The 21,000-nt window shown below is 36.8% G+C and carries 21 protein-coding genes and 1 tRNA gene; 15 read left to right on the top strand and 7 right to left on the bottom strand.

The window, feature by feature from the left end; genetic code table 11:
- Nucleotides 1-18 precede the first annotated feature (18 nt).
- On the top strand, nucleotides 19-357 hold the full coding sequence (locus tag HGJ18_RS06930) for a hypothetical protein (RefSeq protein ID WP_002674683.1): 339 nt from the start codon (nucleotides 19-21) through the stop codon (nucleotides 355-357).
- Nucleotides 358-418: 61 nt separating this feature from the next.
- Here HGJ18_RS06930 and sufU read toward each other — a convergent pair whose 3' ends face one another.
- Together sufU and HGJ18_RS06920 are read right to left on the bottom strand one after the other, a co-directional pair.
- Nucleotides 419-853, bottom strand: a complete 435-nt coding sequence (gene sufU / locus HGJ18_RS06925; RefSeq protein ID WP_253695289.1) for a Fe-S cluster assembly sulfur transfer protein SufU — start codon at nucleotides 851-853, stop codon at nucleotides 419-421.
- A 34-nt stretch (nucleotides 854-887) separates the two neighbouring features.
- Nucleotides 888-2,090: a SufS family cysteine desulfurase gene (locus HGJ18_RS06920; protein WP_253695288.1), complete on the bottom strand. Its 1,203-nt coding sequence runs from the start codon at nucleotides 2,088-2,090 to the stop codon at nucleotides 888-890.
- Nucleotides 2,091-2,237: 147 nt separating this feature from the next.
- On the opposite strand from HGJ18_RS06920, the gene HGJ18_RS06915 reads away from it, so the two are divergent.
- Nucleotides 2,238-2,528, top strand: coding sequence for a type II toxin-antitoxin system RelE/ParE family toxin (locus HGJ18_RS06915; protein WP_253695287.1), 291 nt, complete (start codon nucleotides 2,238-2,240; stop codon nucleotides 2,526-2,528).
- A 2-nt stretch (nucleotides 2,529-2,530) separates the two neighbouring features.
- Nucleotides 2,531-2,818: an addiction module antidote protein gene (locus HGJ18_RS06910; RefSeq protein ID WP_253695286.1), complete on the top strand. Its 288-nt coding sequence runs from the start codon at nucleotides 2,531-2,533 to the stop codon at nucleotides 2,816-2,818.
- Between the two features lie 80 nt (nucleotides 2,819-2,898).
- Here HGJ18_RS06910 and HGJ18_RS06905 read toward each other — a convergent pair.
- The 3 genes from HGJ18_RS06905 to HGJ18_RS06895 all read right to left on the bottom strand — a co-directional run bounded on the left by HGJ18_RS06905 (nucleotide 2,899) and on the right by HGJ18_RS06895 (nucleotide 6,115).
- A tRNA-Val gene (locus tag HGJ18_RS06905) sits at nucleotides 2,899-2,972 on the bottom strand.
- A 96-nt stretch (nucleotides 2,973-3,068) separates the two neighbouring features.
- The gene (locus tag HGJ18_RS06900) at nucleotides 3,069-4,553 is read right to left on the bottom strand and encodes a peptide ABC transporter substrate-binding protein (RefSeq protein WP_366793595.1); all 1,485 of its coding nucleotides are present in this window, start codon (nucleotides 4,551-4,553) and stop codon (nucleotides 3,069-3,071) included.
- Nucleotides 4,554-4,711: 158 nt separating this feature from the next.
- Nucleotides 4,712-6,115, bottom strand: coding sequence for a TP0584 family protein (locus HGJ18_RS06895; RefSeq protein ID WP_253695284.1), 1,404 nt, complete (start codon nucleotides 6,113-6,115; stop codon nucleotides 4,712-4,714).
- Between the two features lie 108 nt (nucleotides 6,116-6,223).
- On the opposite strand from HGJ18_RS06895, the gene HGJ18_RS06890 reads away from it, so the two are divergent.
- The 12 genes from HGJ18_RS06890 to HGJ18_RS06835 all read left to right on the top strand — a co-directional run bounded on the left by HGJ18_RS06890 (nucleotide 6,224) and on the right by HGJ18_RS06835 (nucleotide 18,426).
- Complete coding sequence (locus HGJ18_RS06890; protein WP_002668328.1) at nucleotides 6,224-6,517, top strand: hypothetical protein; 294 nt, start codon at nucleotides 6,224-6,226, stop codon at nucleotides 6,515-6,517.
- 5 nt (nucleotides 6,518-6,522) lie between these two features.
- Nucleotides 6,523-7,645, top strand: a protein-coding gene (prfB, locus tag HGJ18_RS06885; protein ID WP_253695283.1) for a peptide chain release factor 2 whose coding sequence is annotated in 2 segments (ribosomal slippage) — nucleotides 6,523-6,588 and nucleotides 6,590-7,645 — 1,122 coding nt in all. Because the reading frame shifts where the segments join, the coding sequence is not laid out codon by codon here.
- Nucleotides 7,642-7,962, top strand: a complete 321-nt coding sequence (locus HGJ18_RS06880) for a response regulator transcription factor (protein WP_253695282.1) — start codon at nucleotides 7,642-7,644, stop codon at nucleotides 7,960-7,962. The genes prfB and HGJ18_RS06880 overlap by 4 nt, the downstream gene beginning before the upstream one ends.
- Nucleotides 7,959-9,518, top strand: coding sequence for a DUF8525 domain-containing protein (locus HGJ18_RS06875; RefSeq protein ID WP_366792868.1), 1,560 nt, complete (start codon nucleotides 7,959-7,961; stop codon nucleotides 9,516-9,518). Before HGJ18_RS06880 ends, HGJ18_RS06875 begins: the two co-directional genes overlap by 4 nt.
- A complete protein-coding gene (gene ftsY, locus HGJ18_RS06870) occupies nucleotides 9,508-10,386 on the top strand; it encodes a signal recognition particle-docking protein FtsY (RefSeq protein WP_253695280.1) in 879 nt (292 codons plus the stop codon). The genes HGJ18_RS06875 and ftsY overlap by 11 nt, the downstream gene beginning before the upstream one ends.
- Nucleotides 10,387-11,070, top strand: coding sequence for a hypothetical protein (locus HGJ18_RS06865; RefSeq protein WP_253695279.1), 684 nt, complete (start codon nucleotides 10,387-10,389; stop codon nucleotides 11,068-11,070).
- 1 nt (nucleotide 11,071) lies between these two features.
- Nucleotides 11,072-12,352 (top strand): ABC transporter permease, encoded by a 1,281-nt coding sequence (locus HGJ18_RS06860; protein WP_253695278.1) that lies wholly within the window; start codon nucleotides 11,072-11,074, stop codon nucleotides 12,350-12,352.
- Complete coding sequence (locus tag HGJ18_RS06855; protein ID WP_253695277.1) at nucleotides 12,345-13,025, top strand: ABC transporter ATP-binding protein; 681 nt, start codon at nucleotides 12,345-12,347, stop codon at nucleotides 13,023-13,025. The genes HGJ18_RS06860 and HGJ18_RS06855 overlap by 8 nt, the downstream gene beginning before the upstream one ends.
- Nucleotides 13,022-14,368: an ABC transporter permease gene (locus HGJ18_RS06850; protein ID WP_253695276.1), complete on the top strand. Its 1,347-nt coding sequence runs from the start codon at nucleotides 13,022-13,024 to the stop codon at nucleotides 14,366-14,368. Before HGJ18_RS06855 ends, HGJ18_RS06850 begins: the two co-directional genes overlap by 4 nt.
- Complete coding sequence (locus tag HGJ18_RS06845; RefSeq protein ID WP_253695275.1) at nucleotides 14,365-14,862, top strand: UvrB/UvrC motif-containing protein; 498 nt, start codon at nucleotides 14,365-14,367, stop codon at nucleotides 14,860-14,862. Before HGJ18_RS06850 ends, HGJ18_RS06845 begins: the two co-directional genes overlap by 4 nt.
- Nucleotides 14,846-15,919, top strand: a complete 1,074-nt coding sequence (locus HGJ18_RS06840; RefSeq protein WP_253695274.1) for an ATP--guanido phosphotransferase — start codon at nucleotides 14,846-14,848, stop codon at nucleotides 15,917-15,919. The genes HGJ18_RS06845 and HGJ18_RS06840 overlap by 17 nt, the downstream gene beginning before the upstream one ends.
- An 8-nt stretch (nucleotides 15,920-15,927) precedes the next feature.
- On the top strand, nucleotides 15,928-18,426 hold the full coding sequence (locus tag HGJ18_RS06835; RefSeq protein WP_253695273.1) for an ATP-dependent Clp protease ATP-binding subunit: 2,499 nt from the start codon (nucleotides 15,928-15,930) through the stop codon (nucleotides 18,424-18,426).
- A 14-nt stretch (nucleotides 18,427-18,440) separates the two neighbouring features.
- Here the strand turns inward: HGJ18_RS06835 and HGJ18_RS06830 are convergent, their stop codons facing one another.
- Nucleotides 18,441-19,715: a glucose-1-phosphate adenylyltransferase gene (locus HGJ18_RS06830; protein WP_253695272.1), complete on the bottom strand. Its 1,275-nt coding sequence runs from the start codon at nucleotides 19,713-19,715 to the stop codon at nucleotides 18,441-18,443.
- 57 nt (nucleotides 19,716-19,772) lie between these two features.
- Nucleotides 19,773-20,930, bottom strand: coding sequence for a glycosyltransferase family 4 protein (locus HGJ18_RS06825; RefSeq protein WP_253695271.1), 1,158 nt, complete (start codon nucleotides 20,928-20,930; stop codon nucleotides 19,773-19,775).
- Between the last annotated feature and the right edge of the window lie 70 nt (nucleotides 20,931-21,000).

The raw sequence follows: 21,000 nt of genomic DNA, 5'->3' as shown, positions 1-21,000 counted from the left end.
TTATAGGAGAGAATAAAAATGAAAAAAAGAACAGCTATCTTTATTTGTTTTTTAGTATTGGGAGCAGCTCTTTTGTTTGCTCATGCCCCGATATTGCACTGTTATGATAACGGTGACGGAACTTTTACCTGTGAGGGCGGTTTTACCGACGGTTCATCTGCTGAAGGTGTAGAAATTCGAATCGAAAATCCTAAGGAAAAAGATGCAAAAAAGAAGGTTATAATTAAGACCAAGCTTGATAAAAATGGCGAGATAACAATTAAGTACGCCGATATCAAGGTAAAAGACTTTTTAATTATCTTTGATGCAGGACCCGGCCATGTGGTAAAAGTAAAATCAAGCGATATCGAAAAATAAGTTTTACTTTAGTTTTTTAAAAAAAGGGACTTTGTTTTTACACTGTCCCTTACAATCAACCTCATTTTTTTTCGTTTAAAAGAACATCGGCACTATGCCAGCTTAATGTCGCACATTTTATACGTGCCGGCATTTCGGCAAAGTATTCCAAGATTTGCGCATCTTCCAATTCTTCTTTTTCTTCTTCCGAAATTTCTTTTCCGTTCATCATCTTAAAAAATATTTCTACCTTGCGTTTTCCTTCTTCGGTTTTTTTTCCTTTTATAAGTTCAATCAGCATATTTGTAGAGGCTGTAGAAATGGCGCAGCCCCTTCCTAAAAAGGAAGCCTCTTCTATGACTCCGTTTTTTTCTCGGATAAGCAGGGTAAGGTCATCACCGCATGAAGGATTATGGCCTCTTTCTATCTTTACTCCTTCGCCCGAAAGTTCGCGGCAGTTTTCTTTTTTTCGGGAGTATTCTAAAATCATTTCCTGATAAATCGTATCTATGTCCATTTATGTTCCTTATCGATATTATTTTTAAGTTTTTTTAATCCTTTAAAAAAACGCTTTTTACTTTTTTTAAGGCTGTGATCATAACGTCTATGTCTTCCTTGGTATTAAAAATAGAAAAACTTGCACGGCAGCAGGAGTTTATGTTTAGGTGAGCCATCAGGGGCTGCGTACAATGATGTCCGCTTCGAATCATAACACCGTATTCGTTTAAGATGTAGGAGGTGTCATGCGAGTGCACGTCTTTTACATTAAAGGCTATTATACCCGCCCTCTCTTCAGCATCGGTACCGTAGGTTTCTACAAAGTCAAGTTTTTTTAATTCGGAAAGAGCATATGAGTCCAATTCTTTTACGGTTTTTTCTATATTGTCATAACCGATCTTTTCGATATATTCTATTGCGTTTTTAAGAGAAACTATGGCCGCTGTATCATGGGTTCCACCTTCATATTTATATGGGGCTTCCTTAAACTCGCTTGACTCTTCTGTAACAAAGTTGATCATATCTCCGCCATATAAAAATGGAGGCATCTTGTCCAATAGGTCTTTTTTTCCGTAAAGCACCCCGACACCGAAGTCCGAAAAAATCTTGTGTCCCGAAAAAACTAAAAAGTCGCAGTCAAGGGCTGATACATCCTGCTTGTAGTGAGCAATGGCCTGGGCTGCATCAACCACAACAACGGCTCCGCTCTCATGGCTTAGTTTTATTACCTCTTCTACAGGGTTTATAATTCCTGTAGCATTTACCACGCTTGAGAGGGCTACGACCTTTGTTTTGGAGGAAAGTTTAGCCTTAAAGTCATTTATGTCCAAGGTACCGTTTTTGTTAAGATAGATAAATTTTAAGGCAGCTCCCGTTTGTTTTGCAACAAACTGCCAAGGCACAAGGTTTGCATGATGGTTTGATACCGCCAATAGAATTTCATCTCCGGTTTTAAGATTCGATAAGCCGTGACAATAGGCAATTATATTGAGAGCCTCGGTAGAATTTTTTGTAAAGATAATGCTTTCAATTTTGTCGGCTCCGATAAACTCGGCCGTTTTTTTTCGTGTTTCTTCAACCAAAATAGAAGAAGCTATTGCAAGGGAATGAGAACCTCGGCCCGCATTTCCGTTTGAGTGTAAAAAATATTCTTTAATGCCTTCGATAACCGGCATAGGCCTCTGTGCTGTTGCCGCCGAATCCAAATAATGAATGTTAGGATTTTGCATAAGCAATGGAAAATCGTTTTTGTACATCTATTTCTATGCTCCTTAAAGCCGCATTTCTCCTTTATTTTACATAAAAATAAACCTTTTGTCCAGCAATGGGGGAGGGGATCGAAAAGGAATTGAAATTGAAATTGAGGTGTTGACAATCTGTAATATATATATTACAATATAGAAATGATAGAGATAAAAAAGACCGAAATATTCGAAAAATGGTTTAGAAAAATAAAAGACGGTAAAACACGCTCTATTATAAACATGCACATAATCCGTCTTTCACAAGAATATAATTGTGATTGCAAACCTATTGGTAAAGGTCTTTCGGAGTTGAGAATTCATTATGGTCAAGGATTCCGTATTTATTATAAAAAGAAAAACAATCAAATTATTATCTTGTTATGTGCAGGCGATAAATCAACTCAAGAAAAGGATATACAAAATGCTTATAAAATAGCTATGGAGGTGTAAAAATGAAAGTTACAAAATGGGATATGGCTGATTATATCGAAACAGCTGAAGATGTACTAATTTATTTATCGACAGCTCTTGAAGAAGGTGAACCGGCCGATGTCATTAATGTAATCGGTGCAATAGCCCGCTCAAAGGGTATGACACAACTTGCCAAACAAATAGGGGTAAGCCGCGAAGCTCTTTATACTTCTTTGTCGGAAAAGGGGAATCCCTCGTTTTCAACCGTCTTTAATATACTTCGTTCAATGGGTATAACACTTCAAGCCCGCCGAACCGTAATTGCTTAATATATAGATGAGGCCTTTCGAAACCCCGAACTCCTTGCAAAAATGTTTATAAAGTGGCAATGAATGATTAAAGGAAGGATTGGGCGCTGACGGGATCGAACCGCCGACATTCTGGGTGTAAACCAGACGCTCGTACCAGCTGAGCTAAGCGCCCAATGACATGGATAATATTACAAATCACAAAAAATGTCAATACATATTTTGTAAAAAAATGAAGTTTTTTGCCGCAGTCTTATCGCTTCTTTTTGAGCTATTTATTTAATTTTACAAGCCCCGGCACCGGCTGAGGCTTGATAAATTTTATAAACTTAAAGGGATGTATATCTATTGCATTTGAATACCAGCCGCCTATGGAATAAATATCTATAATATTTACGCTTAACCTATAGGATATCGGAATAATCACGCTCTCTCCCAGCAAGAGCTCTTCTGCCTTGCTCAACATCTCATACCGTTTTTTAAAGTCTTTTTCGGAATGGGATTTGAGGATTATTCTTTCAAATTCCTGATTTTTCCAGTCCGAGTCATTGAGGTTGGAATTAGGCCGGAACATCTCCAAAAAGGCCAGAGGGTCTGCAAAGTCCCCTATCCAAGTGATTGTTCCTAAATCGTAATCATTTGATTTTAGACTGTTATAATAAGCGTTCAAAGAAATAAGCTTAACTTCGGTTTTTACCCCGATTTTTGACCATGCAGCCGATAAAATTTCGGCTAATTCTTGATAATACGTATTTTCGGGTATTTTAATTACCACCTTTTTTTGTTCTTCGTTTAAATTAAGTTTATTTATGATTTCTTGGGCTTTTTGCAGGTTATATTCATTTACACCCTGAATTTTGGGGTAGCCTGCAAGAGGAAAAATTAAAGTTTCAGCCTTTATAGGATAGCCCTTGCGTAATTCCTCATAGGGAACAGCTAAAAGAAGGGCCTTTCTAAACTCCGCCTCCTTAATATTCAAAGATGAAGTCTTAAAGAAAAAATAATCCGTTGCAAAAAGAGGGTCTATATTTACACAACGCTGATCTCCTATTTTAGAAATCACATCGCTTCTTGAAAGCCAATGAATCTTCCCCATATTGAATTTTTCTATAGCTTCTTCCTTGCTTAAGTCGAGGAAGAGGTTTATTTGAGGAATCTGGACATTATCCTTATCCCAATAGTTTTCGTTTTTTACCAAAATCAGCTCTTTTTCGGAAAATTTTTTTATCTTATAGGCTCCGCTTGATATGGGTTTAAAGCTGTCCCTTAATTTTTCTATTCTTTCTATGTTAGAAAATTTTAAGGCTGCTTCAAGCTGGGAGGCTTCAACGGCTGAAAAGGCATGATGACATAAAATGTTGGGAAGGTGCTCAATTTCTGTATTTGTGGTTACTAAAAGAACTTGCTCGCTTTCGGCTCTTATTCCGACCTGATTTTTATTTTTTAGTTTTCCGTTACGGTAATCGGCAGCTCCGTCTATGCAGTCTAAAAGCGAAGCATAGGGATGATTGCCTGCGGGGTTTAAAAGATTCAGCCATGAATCGACAAAGGTTTGAGCCGTTATGGGTTTTCCGTTTTCAAACTTTGCATCTTTTCTGATTGTAAAACGCCATGTTCTTCCGCCTGAAACACTGTGCTTTTCGGCAAGTGCCGGAACGGGCTGCAATGTATAAGGATCGTATACAAAAAGGCCTTCACAAAGGGCTGTTAAGATTTGGGCTTCTCCCGCATCGAAGGCCGTATGAGGGTGAAGCATCGGTATCCCTGAACTTATGGAAATATTCAGTTCCTTTTTTTGGTCTTCTTGCGAAAAGAGGTAAAAGGACATTAAAAGCAAAAATAATGCTAATAGTTTATTCTTCATATAAGCGACATTATATTGTTTTTTTTATTATTATTCAATCGGATTATACTTTAGATAACTCCAAGTTTTTTCATTTGGCTTACTTCTTCGCTGAGAGCCTGATATTCGGCCCTGTATTGGTTTGCCTTTATAATCGAATTTGTGATTGTTGTAATTTCTATCTTAATTCCTCTTATTTTGCTTCTAAGCTCAGGTTTTACGTTTTTATAAAATTCGTCAAGCCCTCCAAGCTGTTTTAGCATCTCATTGCTGTCGCTTATGTATTTTGTAAGGCTGTTAAAAAGAAGCTCGTTAGGCATTGTTTTTATTTTTTGATTAACAACCGAATTCGGCATTAAAATACTTTGGAATAAGGCTATTTTTTGAAGCACTTCTTTTTCAAAAACGGAATAGTTAATTGTTTGTTTTTTTGTATTTTGATTGATATTATCGATAATGATGATTGTTATATGCTTTTCAGGAGGTTCCAATTTTAAAATTTGCCTGAAAATTTCAGCAATTTTTCTAAATATTGTATTTTCGGATTTATAAACCAGCTCCTGATTTGATTTTATTTTATCCAGTGCTGCTTTTAAGTGAGGAGCGGAATTTGAAAGAACCCGTAAGCCCGATATTAAAATAGGTCTGTGGTCAACTTCCTTATTTGCAAAGGAGCTTTCCTTTGGTTTAACTTCAAGGCGGGATAAAACCTCCTGCTGTAATATGGCCGAATCATCCCCGTAATCTTCTCTGATTATTTCGACTATAAGATCCGTGTAAAAAGGCTTTTTTTTGAGCTTTAGGGTGAAAATCTTTTTTATTTCCCTTAGTATATTTGAAGGATTTGCACAATCCTCTTTTGTTATCTTTACTGAAGGTATAATCTCTCTGCGTATTAAAAGCTTGTATTCTTCACGGTGAAAGATGGAAAGGCTTTTAAGCTGGGTATTGATATAGGTCTCGCTTTTTGCAAGATGGGCTACGGAATCCCGTAAAAGACTGCTTGATAATTGGTCGGGGCCTTTGAAAAGGTTGTTTATTATATCGGCTATAGCCCGCGTATTTGTATGATTCGATGTATTTGTAAAATCCGACCAAATAAAGGTATTGTTTAGGTCAAGAAGGATGGCAATTCTTTTGGGAGTTAAAAACTCGGTATTAAACTGATAATAATTGTTTACAAATTCCAGCATTGTTTCATAGTGGGCCAAACGGGTGCCTATAACGCTTGCTTTTTCCGAGTCTGCAAAGTTTTCCTTGCTGGGAATTTCAACCTCAGTCATTTTACTGTCATATTTATAAGGATCATCATGGATGACCCGTTTTTTTAAAAGAGTGCTTCTGACTGCGTGAAGGGCACTGCTTTGAATATTGTAGTTTTCCCTCACCTTGGGAAGAATTTGAGAGTTAAACTCATTCCTTTTAGTTTCAAGGATTACCGAAAGTTCCTCAACAAAGTTTTTTCTATTTTCCATACCCCACTTATCGGCATTTTTCCCTTTTTGTATAAGTATATATAAGTAAAGATTTTTACCGGCCTTAGGGGTTTGACAAAGTTCTTCTTTTGTCGTATTCTGTTATACATGTTTGTTTCAGTTGTTATAGATCCGGGTGGAAGGGAATCGGCTTCTCATCTCGCAGAAGTTCTAACGGCCAACGGCTTTGAACGGGTTCAGCATGCCTGTTGGGAATCGGTAACAATAAACGATGAAGGCCTTGTTACATTAAAGCAGGATATAGACCGAGTTACCGACTATTATGATATAGTCCGCCTTTATCAATATCCTATTCAGGATGTGTTCGCCGTAACTACGCTTTATAAAAAAAAGTGGAGGAGGGTGCTTGTACGCCCGCCTGCAAAAAAGTTGGAGAATTAAACCTTATGGAAGACTATAGATCAAATTTAGAAGCCTTAAAAAACGATATCTCTAATATTTGGGGGCGTCTTTGACCCCGAGGCGGTTAAAACAAAAATAGCCGAAAAAGAAGCTATAACCTTAGCTCCCGATTTTTGGAATGACAGTAAAAAAGCCGAAAAAATTATGGGCGAGATAAAGGCCCTTAAAAATAGAATTTATCCTTGGCAGGAGCTAATGGATGAAGTTTCCGATTTGGAAGTTTTGATGGAGCTTTCTGAAGAATCCGGCAATGAAGAACTGTCTGAAGAAATCGGCTCAAATTATAACTCAGTTTACGAAAAATATAAAAAATTAAGTATCTTGAGCTTGCTTTCAGGCGAGGTGGATAAAAACGATGCCTATCTTACAGTCCATGCAGGGGCAGGGGGAACTGAGGCCTGCGATTGGGCCGGTATGCTGGTGCGTATGTATTTGCGCTGGTGCGAGTCCAGAGGCTTTAAAACGGAAACCATAGACGTTGTTGAAGCCGAGGGCGGAATTAAATCTGCAACATTTCAGATTTCAGGCGAGTTTGCCTTCGGTCTTTTAAAAAGCGAAACGGGGATTCATAGGCTTGTGCGTATCAGCCCCTTTGATTCCAACGGCAGGAGGCATACATCTTTTACATCTGTTTTTGCTTTTCCTGTTCTTGACGATACGATAGAAGTCGATATAAGGCCCGAAGACTTGCGTATCGACACATACCGAGCCGGAGGGGCCGGAGGCCAGCACGTAAACAAAACCGACTCGGCCGTACGTATTACCCATATTCCAACCGGAATAGTTGTAGCCTGCCAAACTCAAAGGAGCCAAATCAGTAATAGGGCTACGGCTATGAATGTTCTAAAATCAAGGCTTTATAATTATTATGAAGAACAAAAAGAAAAAGAGAACATGAAGTTTGCAGCCGAAAAAAAAGGTATTTCTTGGGGCAATCAGATAAGGTCCTATGTTTTTCAGCCTTATACAATGGTAAAAGATCACAGGACAAAGTATGAAACGGGAAACATTCAGGCTGTAATGGATGGAGAAATAGACGAATTTATCAACAGCTTTTTAAATACGAAGATTGAAGATATGAGTATTGATGAGGACGATGCTCTATGATATGTATTGTATGCAAATCCGAATTTTTGGCAGCCGATATAAGAGCAATATGTCTTTCTCATGTAAACGAAACAATTAAGATTTTGCCTCAATCTTTGCTTTTGCATACATTAACAAATGAAGATGTCCGCCTCGTTTTTTTTGATTCAAACCTTTTTACGGATACGGCTTCTTTTAGAAAAAAAAGCCCTCATACTCAATTTGTTGTTATTTCTTCTATCGGGGATGAAGGTCTTGCAGAAAAAGCTCTTATCTGCGGCGCCTCGGATTTTTTATTATGCCCATTTACGGAAAAAGGAGTTACAATCTGCTTATGAGGTTCTCCTTCAAATTGAAAAAACTTATTTTTTTATCCGTATTTTTTTTTATAGCTTGTTTTTTATTTTCACAAAAGAATGAAGATGAAAATTCCTATTGGACTATTGCCGTTTCGGAATTTAAAACGGAGGGGCTTCCTTCCTCTTATCAAAGTTATAAAACGATAGTGCCTGAAATGTTTTTAATCTACATGGATACCGGAGCAAAAAGAATAGTCCCCTTTGAAGAAAAAAAAATGAGGGCTGTGATGGAAGCTTCAAATAAAAAGCTGAGGCTTATAAAGGAAAGGGCAAAACTTATAAAAGAAAGGGATGAGCTTTTTTTATCGGTTGAAGACAAAAAAATAAAAGACGAAAAAGAGAAAAAACTTACGGAAGAAATTTTTAAAAAAGAAAAAAGTATTTATGAGGCCGATATAGATATCAAAATTGAAGAAACCCGTTTTTTTAGCTCAAGTCATCCTAAAAATATAAACTTATGGAAGTACGGAGAATCTTTATATACGATGTCTGAAAATGCCGACCTAGGCGAAAACTTAAAAAAAGAAAATATATCGGCTCTTATTTACGGCTCGGTAAAAGATATTTCGGGCTATATGGTTATAACCGCTTATTTGGATATGGGTATTCCCGGAATGAAGATTCACGAATTTTCAGGGGCCGGAAGATATGATGATGTTGAAAAAGTCGTAGAAATGATGGTGCGTCAAATATACACGATTATTCAAAATACAAAAGAGGTAAAGGTATTTTTTGATGTTACTCCTAAAAATGCAAAGGTTTATATTGACGGTGAGTTGATACGGGATTTTTCAAAACCCATAACGCTGCGTGAAGGATTTTATCAAATAGGAGCTTCTGCTCAAGATTATGTTGAAGAAACAAAAAAACTGGAATTAAAAAATAAGGATGCCTATACCTTAAAAATCAATTTAAAAAAAGAAGAATCTATGGCAATCGGTTTTAATCTTAAAAGTGCTTCTCCCAATTTATTTTTTAAATCCCAATACTCTATTCGTATTCCCGGAATTATAACTATACCTAAGATGAAGTCTATTTTTGAATTTGAGGAAAATGGTGTACATACTTTCGGTGTTCTTGAGCCGAAGAATAACACTTTTTCTCCTCAAAATGTTCAGAATATGATTATAAAGTTAAACAAAAAAAATGTAAAAGATTCGATAGAGACTCAACGAAAAATTTTATATTGGTCTTTAGGAGCTTTGTACATAAGCCTGCCTATAACGATGATTTTAAATTCTAAAGTAGATGATCAAGTATACGCTTTTAAAAGCGGTAAACTTCCTTATACACAATCCGAGATTGACCGTATAAACAGACTGGGAATAACTCAAAATGTTTTCCAGGGGATTACGATTGCTTTGGGTATTAATTATTTTGTACAGTTGATAATCTATCTGGTAAAGGCAGATAGAGCCTTACCTCGGAAAATAAAACCTAATTACTCGGACCCTGTTTATCAAGATGTCAAGGTTGATAAACCTATCGGGGATAAACCTATTATTAAAGATGAGGAGAATAAAAATGAAGAATAAAAGTTTTGCTGCCGGATTAAAAAAACTATTCGGTTTATATAAGGGACCGGAAGAATCTTTTTTTGAAGATTTAACCGATACTCTGATAGAAGGAGATATAGGTGCGAAGACGGCCCTTGAAATAGAAGCTTCTTTAAGAGAGTTATGTAAAAAGGACAAGCTTGTTTCTGAAGATGATGTTTTAAACGGTCTTTATAATATTTTATTACCCTATGTAAAGGTAACTTCTTTAATTCCGGAGAAAGACAAGGTTTCTATTTATCTTGTCTTAGGGGTAAACGGAGTCGGCAAAACAACTTCAATAGGAAAGATGGCTCATTATTATAAACAAAAATACGGCACGCCCATCATTTTGGCCGCCGGAGACACCTTTAGAGCCGCTGCAATTGAACAGTTGAAATTTCACGGTGAAAAAAATGATGTGAGGGTTGTCGCTCATCAGCATGGGGGAGACCCGGGGGCGGTCATCTTTGATGCCGGCGATGCAATGGCTTCATCAGGCGGCGGCCTTGTTCTTGCAGATACGGCAGGACGGCTTCACAATAAAGAAAATTTGGTAAGGGAGCTTCAAAAAATCGACAGGATTGCAAAAACAAAGGCTTCTGAAGGCTGCTATAAAAAGATATTGGTATTGGATGCAACTACAGGTCAAAACGGTCTAAGGCAGGCCGAAGTTTTCCATGAAGCTATAGGAGTCGATGCGGTCTTTTTAACAAAGTATGATTCTACGGCGAAGGGCGGCGTTGCCGTTACGGCAGGAAAAGAGCTTAACCTTCCCATGCTTTTTGTCGGAACCGGAGAAAAATATGAAAACATATCTCCTTTTTCGGCTGAAAACTATGTAAAGGAATTTATCGGAAAAATATAAATGAGTTTAAAAAAAATATTATGTTTTGTTTTTATTTTATACTCTCTTTTTATTTTTGCAGACGGATCGGAAAATTCTGATGTTCAATCCCCTCCTGTTAAAGAAACCGAAGATCAAAATTTGCCTGCAAACGAAAATAAAAATTTATCCGAAAACGAAAAAGATCCGGAAGAATCCGATAAGGGATTTTATTCCATTCAAAGCTCCGGGCTTACGGCCTGTTTTGGAGACAGGTGGTTTTTTGAACAACCGGATGATAAGGGCAGGCCTCTTATTTCCGTCTTATATGAAAAAGATAAACTTATAGAAAAAAAAACATATACCTACAAAGACGGTTATCCTGAATCTTGCGAAGTCGTTTTATCGGATAAACTTATCAAAATAAAATATAATCAAAAAAGAATGGAAACCGAAAAAATCGTTTACGATGCGGAAGGCAAAAACGAACTCGAAAAAAATATTTATACTTATAATGAAAATAATTTATTGATAGAATCGTTTTTAAAAAAAGAAGGAACCGAATATATTTCAAAGTATGAATACGGACCTGAAAATAAAACAAAATCCAAAACCGACTTTGTAAACGGAAATAAAATTTCTTACACGGAATATATGACGGATAAAAAGATAGTTCATTTATTCGAATACGGAAAAGAAGTCGGTGTGATAGAGGAAGAAATGTAAAATGAAAAAGAATAATTATAGATGGATTTTTTTTGTTTTAAATAGATTTAATTCCGCAGATACAAAGGGGCGTTCTTCAATCTCGACTCTTTTTTCCATATTGGGAATTGCCTTCGGTGTAATGGTCTTGACCGTGATTCTCTCGATAATGAACGGTCTTCAAATGGGATACATAGATACAATCCTGCAAGTTAGTTCGGGTCATATAAGGTTGTACGGCGAAAAAGAAGATCTAAAAGAAGCCGAAAATTTAAACCTCCATAAGGCTTTTTTTATTTTTCAGGAATCTCAAACATTGATGCAGGGAAATTACAGCAAGCAGCACGGCGTTTTAATACGTTCGGTGGAAGAAGATATAATGCAAAAAGACAAAGGGCTTGCCTCTGCCTTAAAAATAACTTCCGGTTCTTTTAATATCTTGGAAAAAGATTCTGTAATTTTGGGTTACGAGTTGGCCCGCCAGCTCGGTGTAAAGGTTGGCGATAATGTAGATATTATAGCCGTTTCAGGCTCATCCGAAACAAGTCTTTTTCCTGAAAATCAAGACTTAATTGTTACGGGTATTTTTAAAACGGGATATTATGAGGTTGATTCTTCCTTTGCTTTTATGTCTTTGGAAAACGGAGAAAACTTATTCGGAAAAGAATCAAGGCTATATGCTTCCGTCAAGCTACAAAACCAAAACAATGATGCTGCCTATATATCTTCCTTAAATGCTTCATCCATTAATTTAAAAGCGGAATCATGGCGTACTTATAATCATGCTTTTTTCGGAGCTCTCAGAATAGAAAAAAATATGATGATGCTTTTGGTGATTTTAATTTTTTTGGTTGTGTCGGTTAATATTTATAACGGAATGAGGCGTTCAATTTATGAGAGGCGGGAAGAAATTTCCGTTCTCGCTTCTCTTGGGGCTTACTCCAAACATATACAGGCTCTTTTTATTGCAAACGGTTTTACGATAGGTTTGATAGGTGCAAGTGCCGGTCTTTTATTGGGGCTTTTGCTCTCGGTTCAAATAAATTCTATTTTTAATTTAATAGAAAATATAGTAAATTCGGTTTTAAGTTTTGTATCCATATTGTTTCAAAATTCATCCGATGCTGATTTTTCCGTTTTTAGTCCTGTCTATTTTTATATGGAAACCGTTCCGGTTAGAATATTTTTTAATGAAATTTTATTGATTTTTTTGTTCGGCATTTTTTCCTCATCCGCTGCGGCCATGATAGCTGCGAGACGGATACTAAAATTAAAGCCGGCGGAGGTATTACGCTATGAGTAAGGATATAGTTTTAATTTCCGGTTTAACCAAAACATTTTCCTCGGCAAGTGAAAAACTTGTAATATTCGATAAACTGAATTTTTCCATTGAAGAAGGGAAAAAGATTTCGATTACCGGAGAATCCGGTTCGGGTAAAAGTACCTTTTTAAATATGCTGGGCGGTCTTGAATCGGCTGACAGCGGCGAGATTATTGCAGGTTCTTATAAGGTTCATTCGCTTGATGAAAAATCTCTCACGGAATATCGAAGCTCCTTTTTGGGTTTGGTTTTTCAATTTCATTATTTGTTAAAAGATTTTACAGCTCTTGAAAACGTAATGCTTCCTGCCCTTATTGCAGGAAGATCAAAAAAAGAAATAAAGGAAAAGGCTCTCTCTCTTTTGGAGGATGTAAAATTAGCCGAACGCAAAAATCATTTTCCGTCTCAGCTGTCGGGAGGCGAAAGACAGAGGGTTGCTGTTGCCCGCTCCTTGATAAACAGCCCCTCACTCATTCTTGCTGATGAGCCTACGGGAAACTTAGACCCTGCCAATGCCGAGACTGTTCAAAACCTTTTATTTTCTGTAGTAGATAAACATAAAAAAACCTTGGTTCTTGTTACCCATGATCAAAATATCGCATCAATGACGGATATTTCTTATAAACTTTATAAGGGCAATCTGGAAGAAGTATGAAAAATTTAGTCTTTATAAAAATGGCATTTAGATTTTTAGGTATAGGTTCGGGAAAGACGGTTTCCAATGCCCGTAAAAGTTTATTCGGTGCCGTTTTAGGTATAGGCATAAGTATAATTCCCCTTATTGTTGTTTTGGTTGTATCTGACGGTATGATTCAAGGAATAACTTCCCGTACAATCGAGCTTGGAACGGGACATCTGCAAGTTATAAATATGAGGCCCGAATCAAGCTATAAAAATGCCGAAACCGAAAAAAATATCCGCTCTTTAATTCTTGAGTTTGATAATGGAAACTTTGTTGAAAACGCTTGGATTGAGAGGCAGGGAAACGGTTTGGTTATAGGTAAAAACGGAAGAAGCGGCGGAAGCATCCGTGCAGTAGAGCCCGAATGCTTTACTCAAAATATCAGGGCTCTTAATCTTATAAAAGTCATATCAGGTTCTCTTGAATTTGAAAATAATAAGTCTGCAATTTTGGGAACAGCCATAGCCGAAAAGCTCGGCTTAAAAGTAGGGGATACATGCAGAATCATAACCATATCTAAAAACGAAAAAGGTAAAACAATTCCCCGCGTAAGTTCATTTAAAATTTCAGGCCTTATATCTTCAGGCTATCAAGAGCTGGATGCTTTGTGGGTTTTTATTCCTTTGGAGGAGGGCTTGAAGATTATGCCGATGAGTTCTTCATTAACCTCAATAGTGGTTTCGACCAATGATCCCTTTGATGAAGATAAGATGCAGGCTCTTCAATTAAAATTGAGCTCGATATTACCCGAAACTTTTTCCATCTATTCTTGGGCCGACTTAAACCGCTCTGCCTTTACTTCTTTTAAGACCACAAAGAATATTTTACTTTTTATCATGTTTTTGATAGTCTTGGTTGCTTCTGCCAATATTTCGTCGGCTATTGTTATGCTTGTAATGGAAAGAAGGCGGGAAATTGCCATACTAAAAGCAGCCGGCGCCCACCCCTCGTCTATAAGCCTTGCTTTTTTGCTTGCCGGTCTTTTAACAAGCTTAGGCGGAATTATTTTGGGAATGCCTCTAGGAATTTTAGCCGCCATACATATAAACGAAATCTTTGCTTATGCGGAGAAAATTTTAAACCATTTTCAAAACTTTTTTTATACCTTACTTTATGGGACCGGCGGGACAGGAAAACCTCTTGAAATTCATCTTTTAGACCCTGCCTATTATTTGGAGCATATTCCCGTAAAATTAAATCTTTTTGACCTTTACACAATAGCCGTTTCTATGTTAATATTATCGGTAGTAGTGTGTTTGATTCCTGCAGTACGGGCAGGAAAAGAAAAGCCGATAGAAATTATGAGGAAATTATGATTTGTGATATGTGTAAGTTGAACGAGGCTAAAATTTCTGTGGAACAAGTTGCAGACGGTGTAACTAAAAATATTTATCTGTGTCCGGCTTGTTCGCAAAGGCTCGGATTTGGTATGTTTTCTAAAACTATCGATATTTCCATAACAAAAATACTTGGATCTAATGATAATGATGGCGGCAGAAAATCGGATCAATGCCCTATATGCGGATTAAGTTTTAGAGAAATCGAATCTAAAAAAATGATAGGGTGTTCAGACTGTTTTTCGTTTTTTAAAACCGAAATTATGGAAATATTGGGAAAGAAGAAGAAAAATCTAAAGTATTCCGGCTCTATCACGGATGACCATGCCCACCAAACCTTTTTTGAAACTCATACTTCTGAAGAATTACATGAAGAACTAAAAAAAGCTGTCGAAACCGAAGATTATGAAAGAGCTGCTGCTTTAAGGGATGAGATAAAAGCTTTGGAGAAAAACCATGATATCAAAATTTGACGGCTGGTATATGGAAAGCGGTCCCGATACCGATGTAGTCCTATACAGCCGTTGTGATATAGCCCGCAATATATCGGGTTTTTTGTTTCCAAATAAAATTAATCTTTCCGACTCTGTTGACGTTGTTTCCCTTGTTTTTTCTTTTTTTTGCACTTTGGGAGATTCCGCTTATTTTAAAAAGTTACAACTTAGAGCAATAGATCCGCTTTCAATTAAGCTGCTTGAAGAAAGAGGGATTATTCTCCCTGATATGCCTGAAAAAATAGAAAAGGCCGTTTTGGTGCACGAAAACGGCTCTCTTTATATAGGTTTGAACCTTGAAGATCATATAAACATAAGTTCTTTTGCAGCCGGAATGGATCCTGAAGAGGCCTATGCAAGGGCCTCCTTTATGGAAGTTAAAATGAGAGAAAAAATTAAATTTGCCGAAGATAAGGACTTGGGTTTTTTAACTTCCAATCTTATGGGAATCGGTACGGGGCTGAAATTCTCGGTTTTATGTTCTCTTCCGGGAATCCTTTATTCCAACTGTTTAGGTTCAGTCTTGGAATTAACAAAACAAAACAATCTTAATGTTGCCGGTTACTACTCGCCGAATTCCAAAAGTTCCATAGGGGCTCTTTTTTTGATTTCAAATGCCGTATCTGCAGGCGATAATGAAGAGATTCAGACTGCGGATTTTATTTCCTGTGTAAATTCCATAATTGAAATTGAAAGAGAGAAGAGAAAAACTTTTCTAAATGAAAATACATTGAAGGTTGAAGATATGCTTAGAAGAGTTCTCGCTGTAGCTCAAAGTGCAAAACTTATGGATTTTAAGGAAGCTGCCGATATAGTTTTTAAAATAAAGTTCGGCTTAAATATGGGCTTAATTACCGGTATTACCAATGAAGAATGCAACTCGATGATTTTTAAGTCCCAAATGGGTCATCTTGCTTTTTTATTGTTAAACAGTCATACAGGCTTATCCGATAGAAATTTAAACGATTTTTCTATAGAAGAATATAGGGCTCGTACCATTCAAGAACTTTGTTCAAAAGTCCGAATTATAATGTGAGGTGTTATATGTGTCAAGGTCTTTCACAAGATGCTCATAAGCTGCTTACTCTTTTTGGTCAGCAGGAAGCCAGGCGGGTTAATGCGGATCTGTTTCAACCCGAGCATATTTTATCTGCTTTGATCCGCAATAAGGTAGGCAGGGGTTATATAATTCTTCAAAAATTAAATATTGATATTCTCAATTTACAGTTGTTTATAGAACAGAACACTCCTATCCGTACAGGGGATAGAATCATAGGTGAAATTCCTCCTTCTCGAAGAATAAAGACTTTGGTCGATATTGCAACAATAGAAGCAAGGACTATGAGGCAAAGTGTTGTCGGTACCGAGCATCTTCTTGTAGCCCTTGTCAGAGAAGAAAATTCCATAATATCCGATTTTTTTATGCGGTATAATATCGTCACTGAAGACATAAGGATGATAATATTAAAAATAACCGATCAGATGGATTCTGCCCGAACCGCTAAAGCAGCCGACGTGTCTAAGTCAAAATCATCGGCTCTTTCCGAATTTGGACGCAACCTGACGGATATTGTAAGTTCCGGCAGTCTTGACCCAATTATAGGCCGCGAAAAAGAAATCAGAAGGCTCATCCAAATCCTTTCCCGCAGAACAAAAAATAATCCCATCCTTGTAGGAGAGCCCGGAATAGGAAAGACCTCCATTGTTGAAGGCTTGGCCTTCGCCATAATAAACGAAAACGTGCCTCACGATTTATTGAATAAAAGTATTGTTTCTTTGGATTTAGGTTCCGTAATTGCAGGAACAAAGTATAGGGGGCAGTTTGAAGAAAGGCTGAAGCAAATTATAAATGAAATAAAAGAGAATAAAAATATAATTTTGTTTATAGATGAAATTCATACCCTCATAGGTACCGGCGGCTCTCAGGGAGCTATGGACGCTGCCAATATTTTAAAGCCTGCCCTAGCCAGAGGCGAAATACAATGTATTGGGGCTACAACAGTTGATGAATACCGAAGGTATTTTAAAAACGATTTGGCCCTTGAGCGGCGCTTTCAGTTGATTCAAGTTAAAGAACCGAATCCTGAAGAGACCTTTGATATACTATGCGGTATAAAACATAAATATGAAGAACATCACAACGTGATCTACGAACCTCAGACTGTAACCAAGATAATTGAATATTCAAAACGGTATATTACGGATAGATTTTTTCCGGATAAAGCTATTGATGTATTGGATGAAGCAGGGGCAATGAAAAAAACTATTCTTGACAAAAAACCCGGCGAACTTTTTGAAATTGAAGACAAGATAAAGGTTTTGATGCTTGAAAAAGCCGAGATGGTTGAGATGCAAAATTATGAAAAAGCAGCCTTAATCAGAGACGAAGTTCTTGAGCTAAAAAACGATATATATCAAATTAAAAATAAGTGGATGACTTCTTATCAGCATCCTATTTCCTATGTTGACGAAAACGATATAGCAGAAGTTGTTGCAATGATGACGGATATCCCCGTAAATAAATTGAGCCAAGATGAGGCCGAAAGGATGCTTCATATTGAAGATGAATTAAAAAAATCGGTGATAGGGCAAGATGAACCCATATCGATTTTGTCCAATTCAATTAGAAGGTCCCGTGCAGGTATTTCGTCTCCAGACAGACCCATAGGTTCATTTTTGTTTTTAGGCCCTACCGGTGTCGGGAAAACCCTTCTTGCAAAAACTCTCGCCGAATTTTTATTCGGTACAAAGGAAGCCTTAATCAGGGTCGATATGAGCGACTATATGGAAAAACATAATGCTGCAAAACTTATCGGAGCTCCTCCCGGATATGTCGGCTTTGATTCCGGCGGATTTTTAACCGAAAAAATAAGACGAAATCCGTATTCTGTTTTGCTTTTGGATGAGGTAGAAAAAGCTCATCCCGATGTCTTTAATATTTTGTTACAAATTTTAGAAGAGGGTGAGCTTAGAGACAGCAGCGGACGCATCGTCAATTTTAAAAATACGGTTATTATTATGACCAGTAATGCAGGCTCCAAGTCCATCATAAAAGAAAATCAGTTAGGCTTTAATCCTTCTGGAGACGGCGTAATGGCCTATTCCGAAATAAGAGCAAGTGCTCTTAACGAAATAAAAAAATTCTTATCGCCGGAATTTATAAATAGAATTGATGAGCTGCTTGTTTTTAAGCCATTGGATAAGGATGACATCAAACGGATATTAAAACTTGAGCTTAAAAAATTTGAAGATAGAATTGCAAAACTGGATTTATATATTGAGCTTTCAAAAGAAGCCGAAGATTTCTTTGCAGATAAAGGATATGACCCTGCCTACGGTGCACGTCCTATGAGAAGACTTCTTCAAAATAAGATAGAAGATGTCCTGTCCCTTAAAATAATAAGCGGCGAGTTTTCAAAGGGTAAGACTGCCCTTGTAGATTTTTCGGCTTCAGAGAATGATATAATAATCAGCATTAAAGAAAATCCGAATTACGAAGGTGCTTACAGCGCACCGGTTAAATGTGAGGTCGAATCCAACTGATGCGCCGATACTTTTTATATTGAAGTATTATCAGGTATTACGGAATTTTTTACTATAACGTATATTCCATCGACAACATGATAGAAACCGTAGTCGCCGTCGGGAGGTGTTTGGTCCATACCTATGGATACGTTATTTCCTATACGCACATTTTTGTCTATTATTGCAGAACGTATGCGGCAATGATTTCCTATACCTAAGCCGGGGCTTCCTTCTTTTAATCGGGTTTCCTTTTCCTCATGTGTTTCGTAATAGTCCGCCCCCATGCAGATAGAATCTTCTACAAAGCTGCCTGTTTCTATGATTGACCTGACCCCTATTACGGAGTGATTTATTGTGGAATTCGTTATGACACAGCCTTCGCTGCAGATAGATCTGCTCAAGTGTGCATAGTTTACCTTTGATGGAGGTAGATTTCTGTTATGGGTGTATATTGGCCTTTCAGCATCATAAAAGTCGAATTTAGGTGTTATTTCCGTCAGATCAAGAGTTGCATCATAGAAAGACTTGATGGTTCCTATGTCGGACCAATATCCGTTATGAGGGAAGGCAGAAACCTTATATTTTCCGTTTATGGCGGCAGGAATTACTTCTTTTCCGAAATCGGTATGATCACTGTCCAAACATTCTTCCATAATTTTCGCACTGAAAATATAAATACCCATGGAAGCCAGATATTGTTTATTGGGATCATTTGGTTTGATAAGGGAGTTTTCGGGAATTTTCCAATCATCTATGTTTTTGTCGGCTCCCGGTTTTTCCATAAATTCGGTAATTAAAGAATCCGAATTAACCTTCATAATACCGAAACCTGATGCATCCTCCCGTGTGACCGGAGTACAGGCTACGGTAATATCGGATTCCGATTCTTTATGAAAATTTAAAAACTTTTTTAAATCCATGCGGTAGAGTTGATCGCCTGCAAGGATTAGATAGTGAGATGGATTTTGATGTCTAAAATGATGAAGGTTTTTTCTTATGGAGTCGGCCGTGCCTTCATACCAGCCCGTATTGTCGAAAGTTTGCTCAGCTGCAAGAATTTCTACAAATCCGTTTGAAAACGTATCAAAAGTGTAGGCTTTTGCAATGTGAATATGCAAAGATGCCGAGTTAAATTGTGTTACAATATAAATATTCCTAAAGCCGGAATTTATACAATTGGAAAGAGGTATATCGATAATTCGATGCTTGCCTCCGAAAGGAACAGCCGGTTTAGATCTATGCATGGTAAGCGGATAAAGACGTGTTCCTTTTCCGCCTCCCAATATTATGGAAAGAACTTTTGACATAGGCATCCCTCCTTGCCTAATATTATATAATGCTTTTTAAAATTTTACCAGACTAATCTATTGATTTATTAATTCTTTATAAATTTTTTCTACTTTTTTTGCAAAATTGGCAGACGAAAAGTCCTCGGCTATCTTAAATGCTTCTTTTGCATAACTTTGAATTTCTTCTTTGTTGTTTAATGCGAATTTAATGTTGTCCAAAAGTTCATCGTTTTCCTTAAATAATAAGCCTGTCTTTTTGTGCAAGACGAGTCCTTTGATATTTGTGTCGTCATATACCAAAACGGGAACTCCTGCGGCCATTGCTTCTAGAATAGTCAGGCCCTGTGTTTCAGTTTTTGATGGGCTTATAAATAAATCGGCAGCTTTGTAATATATAGGAACCTTGTCGTTTGGGATTCTATTTGTAAATATTACATTATCTTGTAAATCTAAGTATCTTACCCTTTCTTCAAGCTCTAACCTATCAGGCCCGTCACCTACAATGATAAGTTGGATATTGTTATTTTCGCTTACTATTTTCGGCATTATATTAATTAAAGTTTCAATATTTTTTTCTTTTGATATTCTACCTAAAAATATAAGTTTAAATGAATCTTTTTTTATGTTAAAAGATTTTAGTAAGCTATTCGTTTCGGCATCGGGAATATCTTTTTTAAATTTCTCAAGATTTATTCCTGTAGGTACTACATAAATTTTATTCTTTACTCCATAACTTATGAGAAGGTCCCTTGTTTTTTCTGTGGGTGCTATAACTCCTGAAAAATGGGCAATATAACGTTTTGAGAGCTTTCTTACTACTTTTTTTAAAGGGCTTTTGCCGAAATTGGAAATATAGTGGGTATATTCTTCATAGACAGTATGATATGTGTGTATGCAGGGAATATTTAGATCTTTTGCAATGAAAGTACCGAAGTTGCCCATAGAAAATTCCGTTTGAGTATGTACTATATCGAAATTTAAAGCCTTTACTTTATTGTATGCCTTTGTATGTTTTAAAAATAATCCTATTCTGAATTCGGACCATTTAAAGAAAGGGATTGAAGGAATACGGATAATATGTTTTTCATCCTCATCCTTAAAATTGGGAAATGTGGTTGTGATTATATAAACTTCATGGTTAAGCTTTTCCAGCTCTTTTTGTAAGTTCATCGTAGAGGTTACAACTCCGTTTATTTGAGGATAATAACAATCGGTAAAAATTCCAATTTTCATTTTATATAGCTCCAATCAAAATTTATCATATGCAATTTTATTTTATCACAAATATTTTTCTTTGCCAACA

The organism is Treponema denticola (assembly GCF_024181405.1).
In the GTDB taxonomy this organism is placed as follows: Bacteria; Spirochaetota; Spirochaetia; order Treponematales; family Treponemataceae; genus Treponema_B; species Treponema_B denticola_D.
The sequence above is the reverse complement of the archived record's forward strand: the minus strand, read 5'-3'. Positions and strand labels throughout refer to the sequence as shown.

Coding starts and splice junctions, on each gene's coding strand:
- HGJ18_RS06930 (WP_002674683.1), top strand. CDS start 19: ATGAAAAAAAGAACAGCTATCTTTATTTGTTTTTTAGTATTGGGAGCA.
- sufU (WP_253695289.1), bottom strand. CDS start 853: ATGGACATAGATACGATTTATCAGGAAATGATTTTAGAATACTCCCGA.
- HGJ18_RS06920 (WP_253695288.1), bottom strand. CDS start 2,090: ATGTACAAAAACGATTTTCCATTGCTTATGCAAAATCCTAACATTCAT.
- HGJ18_RS06915 (WP_253695287.1), top strand. CDS start 2,238: ATGATAGAGATAAAAAAGACCGAAATATTCGAAAAATGGTTTAGAAAA.
- HGJ18_RS06910 (WP_253695286.1), top strand. CDS start 2,531: ATGAAAGTTACAAAATGGGATATGGCTGATTATATCGAAACAGCTGAA.
- HGJ18_RS06900 (WP_366793595.1), bottom strand. CDS start 4,553: ATGCTTCACCCTCATACGGCCTTCGATGCGGGAGAAGCCCAAATCTTA.
- HGJ18_RS06895 (WP_253695284.1), bottom strand. CDS start 6,115: ATGGAAAATAGAAAAAACTTTGTTGAGGAACTTTCGGTAATCCTTGAA.
- HGJ18_RS06890 (WP_002668328.1), top strand. CDS start 6,224: ATGTTTGTTTCAGTTGTTATAGATCCGGGTGGAAGGGAATCGGCTTCT.
- HGJ18_RS06880 (WP_253695282.1), top strand. CDS start 7,642: ATGATATGTATTGTATGCAAATCCGAATTTTTGGCAGCCGATATAAGA.
- HGJ18_RS06875 (WP_366792868.1), top strand. CDS start 7,959: ATGAGGTTCTCCTTCAAATTGAAAAAACTTATTTTTTTATCCGTATTT.
- ftsY (WP_253695280.1), top strand. CDS start 9,508: ATGAAGAATAAAAGTTTTGCTGCCGGATTAAAAAAACTATTCGGTTTA.
- HGJ18_RS06865 (WP_253695279.1), top strand. CDS start 10,387: ATGAGTTTAAAAAAAATATTATGTTTTGTTTTTATTTTATACTCTCTT.
- HGJ18_RS06860 (WP_253695278.1), top strand. CDS start 11,072: ATGAAAAAGAATAATTATAGATGGATTTTTTTTGTTTTAAATAGATTT.
- HGJ18_RS06855 (WP_253695277.1), top strand. CDS start 12,345: ATGAGTAAGGATATAGTTTTAATTTCCGGTTTAACCAAAACATTTTCC.
- HGJ18_RS06850 (WP_253695276.1), top strand. CDS start 13,022: ATGAAAAATTTAGTCTTTATAAAAATGGCATTTAGATTTTTAGGTATA.
- HGJ18_RS06845 (WP_253695275.1), top strand. CDS start 14,365: ATGATTTGTGATATGTGTAAGTTGAACGAGGCTAAAATTTCTGTGGAA.
- HGJ18_RS06840 (WP_253695274.1), top strand. CDS start 14,846: ATGATATCAAAATTTGACGGCTGGTATATGGAAAGCGGTCCCGATACC.
- HGJ18_RS06835 (WP_253695273.1), top strand. CDS start 15,928: ATGTGTCAAGGTCTTTCACAAGATGCTCATAAGCTGCTTACTCTTTTT.
- HGJ18_RS06830 (WP_253695272.1), bottom strand. CDS start 19,715: ATGTCAAAAGTTCTTTCCATAATATTGGGAGGCGGAAAAGGAACACGT.
- HGJ18_RS06825 (WP_253695271.1), bottom strand. CDS start 20,930: ATGAAAATTGGAATTTTTACCGATTGTTATTATCCTCAAATAAACGGA.